Source organism: Actinophytocola sp., from assembly GCF_035712165.1.
Taxonomy (GTDB): domain Bacteria; phylum Actinomycetota; class Actinomycetes; order Mycobacteriales; family Pseudonocardiaceae; genus DASYTH01.
Genome location: NZ_DASTBH010000014.1, coordinates 1 through 4,908, shown reverse-complemented (window position 1 = coordinate 4,908; position 4,908 = coordinate 1). Strand labels below are relative to the sequence as shown.

Here is a 4,908-nt window from a genome sequence, read left to right as displayed (position 1 = left end):
CTCCCTGCGCCGCATCACCCCCTGGTACCGCCGCCTGCACTGGCCCCTCGACCCCCGGCCGCTGATCCGCCGAGCCAGGTAGATCAGGTGACGAGCAGGCGAAGGCCGAGCTCCGCTGCTTCGAGGTCGAGAAGGTCGCGGTTGCGTTCGGCCCACCGGCCCGAGGCGAGGTCATCCCGGATGCTGCGCACCGCCCGCTGCTCGGCGTCCGCCCCGACACCGGTCCACACCGACACTCCGCGCCGGACACGCTCGTCCAGGTAGGCCTCGGGCCGGCGCCAGTGGGCCTCGAAGAAGCCGTCGGCGCAGTCCCACGGGATGAGCACTGGTTCCATTCGGGCGCCGATCGCGCGAGCCAACTCGGTAGCGAGGCCCACGCGCGAGGCAGCGACCTCGGGCAGGTAGTCACGCGTCAGCCAGAACCGATGCCGCCAGCTCCGGTCACTGGTGTCGCAGGTGAACACCACCACGCGGCGTGCCACGCGCTGCATCTCGCGCAGCCCGGCCACCGGGTCGGGCCAATGATGAACGGTGGAAAAGGCCATCGCGGCGTCGAAGGACTGGTCGGCGAACGGAAGGCGCTCCGCCGTGGCGGCCACGCACGGCGCCGCGCCGGCAGGACGCTGCGCCCGCATGACCCCCGACGGTTCCACTGCGACAACGTCACGGTCGGCGGGCTCATAGGAACCGGTGCCGGCGCCCACGTTCAACACGGTCCGCGCATCCCCGAGCGCCGCCCAGACCTGCCCGGCGATCCGCGGCTCGGTGCGCCGCGTAACGGTGTAGGTGGCCCCGATGGAGTCATACAACCGCGCACTGGACATGACACTGCCCCTAGCGGGTGGTGCAGGTGCGGGCGGAGGCGCCGCGCTGGGTGGTGGGGTCGGCCAGGCCGATGGCGATGATCTGGAAGCAGTATTGCTTGGCGGTGGGGTCGAGGCCGGTGACCGTGTGGGTGGTGACGCCCGCGACGACGGTGGCGATCGGGTTGGGGCGGTTGCCGGTGACGTCGACGACGACGAACTGGGCCTTGCCGGCGGTGGGGTCGGTCCAGGTGAGGGCGATCGAGGCGCCCGCATCCTCGAGACGGTCCAGGGTGGGGGCGAACGCGGGGTCGCCGCCGGGGGTGGCGGACCCGGACGCGGCGGTGGCGGCCGTGCTGGGTGGGGGCGCCGCGGTGGTGGCGTCGGGCTGCCGGTCGATCAGGGTGGTGCCGAGGCCGATGGCGCCGCCGACCAGGACCGCCGCGAGGGCGAGCAGGGCGATCCGGAGGCGGCGCCGGCGCGGAGGCGGCGCGGGGTCCGGGAGTTTGAGGGGCGTCGGGCGTTGTGCGGGGGCCGGGGGGTAGGAGGCGGGGAACCCGGTTTCCGCCGGCGGGCCGCTGGGACCGAAGTCGAAGCCCGACCGGGGGCCGAAGTCGGGGGCGGAGGTGGGGTCGTCGGGGAGCCGGACCGTGAGGCCGGCGAGGTCGCTGCCGGGGCCGAGGGCGGTGCGCTCGGAGTCGAGGTCGGGAGCGGGCGGCGCGGGTGGGGTGGGGCGGGGGCCGAAGTCGGCGAACGGGACCGAGCCGGGGGCCGGACCGAAATCGGACGCCGCGACCGAGCCGGGGGTTGGGCCGAAATCGGACACCGCCAGGGAACCGAGCGCCGGGCCGAGGTCGGCGGCGGGGTGCGGATCGGTTACCGGGAGGGCGCCTGAGGACGGGCCGAAGTCGGCTTGGGTGGTGGGGCCGGGATCAGACGGCGTTGTACCCGCGACGGGCAGGGAGGGGGTCCAGGCGGCGGTGGTGGTGTCGATGGCCGACAGGGCCGCGCGCAGCGCGGTCGCGTTGGGGTAGCGGTCTTCGCGGCGTTTGGACAGGCAGCGGGTGATGATCGCGTTCAGTTCCGGGGGAATGTCGGCGCGGCGGATGGGGCGGGGAGCCGTGCCGCGCACCCGGTCCAAATAGGACAGCATGGTGTCCTCGTCCGGGTTCTCCGTGGCGAACGGGGGTGCGCCATCGAGGAGCGTGAACAGGGTCGAGCCCAGGGACCACAGGTCGTCGGCGGCGGCGGGCGACTGGCCGTCGATCATCTGCGGCGCGGCGTGCCGATAGCTGACCATCTGCAACGACGTGGTGTTGCCGGCGTCGGCCAGGCGGGCGATGCCGAAGTCGGCCAGCACGTAGGAGGTGGGCAGGATCAGGATGTTCTGCGGCTTGACGTCGCGGTGCAGAAAGCCTTGCGTGTGGGCGAAAGCGAGCGCGTCGGCCACCGCGATGCCGACGGCCACGACCTCGTTCACGGGCAGCGGACCGAGGTTGCGCAGCCGGTCGTGCAGGGAGCCGAGGTCGTAGTACTCCATCACGATGCACGGCAGGCCGCTCGGCGCGGTGCCGGTGTCGATCACCGTGACGATGTGCGGGTGCTGCCGGCCGAGCCGCACGGTGATCTCCAGTTCGCGGCGGAACCGGGCGAGCCGGTCGGGATCACCGACGTTGATCACCTTGACCGCGACGTACCGGCCAAGGCCGTCCTGCCGGGCGCGGTACACGATCCCCTCGCCGCCCTCGGCGACCAGCTGGAAGTCACTGTAACCCGGTAGCCGCATGGCATTCGCCTGCGGCGCGGCGGTCCGCTCGGCCGGGTTGGGCGCCCACGCCCGCAGTTCCGCGTCCGAGATCTGGTTGTCCCCGTTGCGTCCGGTCAGTGTCGGTCCCCTCGCAGGTCTGATCCCGCCCACCGTAGCCAGGGCGATCAGTGGGCTCAAGGCAGGTTCGGCACGGCGGCCGCCGCTGATTGGCCCCGTTGACGAGAACACGGACTGTCTGTAACTCTTGTACTCAACGTCGCAAGAACTTCACTCATCATTGAAAGTTTCCGCTCACCCTGCGAGAGGAACGCAATGAAGCGCCTGATCTCGCGGCTCATCCCCGCGACCCTGCTGATCGCCCTGCTCCCCCTCGTCCTGTCCACCCAACCGGCGGCCGCCGAACTGCTTCCGGCGACCCTCACCGCCAGCAGTTCCAACGGTCCGTTCGGGGCCGCCAACGCCGGCGACGGCAACCAGAACTCCTACTGGGAAAGCGCCAACAACGCCTTCCCGCAATGGATCCAGGCCGACCTCGGCGCGACCGCCACGGTCAACCGAGTGATCATGAAACTGCCGGTGGCGAACTGGGCGGCCCGCACCCAGACCCTGACCGTGCAGGGCAGCACCAACGGCACCAGCTTCAGCACCCTGGTCGGCTCGGCCGGCTATACCTTCAACCCGGCCACCTCGAGCACCGTGCAGATCGACTTCGGACCGGCGAGCGTGCGCTACGTCCGGCTGCTGATCACCGCCAACACCGGTTGGCCGGCCGGGCAGCTGTCCGAGTTCGAGGTCCACGGCACCGGCGGCAACCCCCAGCCGCCGGGCGCGAACCTGGCTCTCGGCAAACCGGTCACGGCGTCGTCCTCGGTGTTCACCTTCGTCGCCGCCAACGCCAACGACAACAACGTGGCCACCTACTGGGAGGGCGCGCCGGGCAGCTACCCGAACACGCTCACCGTGAACCTCGGCGCGAACGCGGCCCTGAGTTCGGTGGTGGTGCGGCTGAACCCGGATCCGGCCTGGGGCCGGCGCACCCAGACCATCGAGGTGCAGGGCCGCGAGCAGAGTTCCTCGGCGTTCACCACCATCGCGGGCGCGGCCTCCTACGTTTTCGACCCGGCGAGCGGCAACGCCGTCACGATTCCGGTCTCGGCCACCGCGGCGGAGGTGCGCCTGCGCTACACCGCCAACTCCGGCGCGCCGGCCGGCCAGGCCGCCGAGTTCCAGGTGTTCGGCACGCCGGCGCCGAACCCGGACCTGACGGTCACAGCACTGTCCTGGAGTCCCGCCAGCCCGGTGGAGACCGACCAGATCACGGTGAGCGCCACCGTGCGCAACGGCGGGACCGCGGGGTCCGGCGCCACCAGCGTCAACCTTTACCTGGGCAGCAACCTGGCCGGCACGGCGCAGCTGGGTGCACTGGCGGCCGGAGCCCAGAGCACGGTGTCCACCAGCATCGGCGCCCGGGATGCCGGGACCTATCAGCTCACCGCCAAGGTGGACGAGAACAACACGGTCATCGAGCTGAACGAGGCGAACAACAGCTTCACGGGCGGCACGCCGCTGGTGGTCGGTCCGGTCGCCAGCTCTGACCTGGTGGCCGCGGCGGTGACCTGGTCGCCGGGCAACCCGGCGGCCGGCAACGCGGTGAGCTTCTCGGTCGCGATCCGCAACCAGGGCAGCGTCGCCTCGGCGTCCGGCGCGCACGGGATCACGGTCACGGTGCTCGACCAGGGCGGCACGGCGGTGCGTACGTTGACCGGCGCGCACAACGGGGTCATCGCGGCCGGCGCCACCGCGGCTCCGGTGACGCTGGGCACCTGGACGGCGGCGAACGGGCGGTACACGGTTCGCGTCGTGCTGGCGACCGACGCCAACGAGCTACCGGTCAAGCAGGCCAACAACACCAGCAGCCGGGCGCTGTTCGTCGGCCGGGGCGCCAACATGCCCTACGACATGTACGAGGCCGAGGACGGCACGACCGGCGGCGGTGCCAGCGTGATCGGGCCGAACCGGACCGTCGGCGACCTGGCCGGCGAGGCGTCCGGCCGGCGCGCGGTGACGCTGAACTCCACCGGCGCCTTCGTCGAGTTCACCACCAGGGCCAGCACCAACACGCTGGTCACCCGGTTCTCCATTCCGGACTCCCCCGGCGGCGGCGGAACCACCTCGACGCTGAACATCTATGTCAACGGCAGCTTCCACAAGGCCATCAACCTGACCTCGCGGTACGCCTGGCTCTACGGCGCCGAGGCCAGCCCGACCAACTCACCGGGCGCCGGCCCGCCGCGGCACATCTACGACGAGGCCAACGAGCTGCTGAAGTCCACGGTG

3 protein-coding genes are annotated in these 4,908 nt (G+C 71.6%); 1 reads left to right on the top strand and 2 read right to left on the bottom strand.

Annotated elements, in window-relative coordinates; all coding sequences use genetic code 11:
* Positions 1–83 precede the first annotated feature (83 nt).
* Both VFO68_RS00700 and VFO68_RS00695 read right to left on the bottom strand, forming a co-directional pair.
* Positions 84–824 (bottom strand): class I SAM-dependent methyltransferase, encoded by a 741-nt coding sequence (locus VFO68_RS00700; RefSeq protein WP_325156136.1) that lies wholly within the window; start codon positions 822–824, stop codon positions 84–86.
* A gap of 10 nt (positions 825–834) precedes the next feature.
* Positions 835–2,748 carry a serine/threonine-protein kinase gene (locus VFO68_RS00695; protein WP_325156135.1) on the bottom strand — a complete coding sequence of 638 codons (1,914 nt, stop codon included), beginning with the start codon at positions 2,746–2,748 and terminating at the stop codon, positions 835–837.
* Positions 2,749–2,883: 135 nt separating this feature from the next.
* On the opposite strand from VFO68_RS00695, the gene VFO68_RS00690 reads away from it, so the two are divergent.
* Positions 2,884–4,908: discoidin domain-containing protein (locus tag VFO68_RS00690; RefSeq protein WP_325156134.1), on the top strand; the 2,025-nt coding region annotated here is incomplete at its 3' end.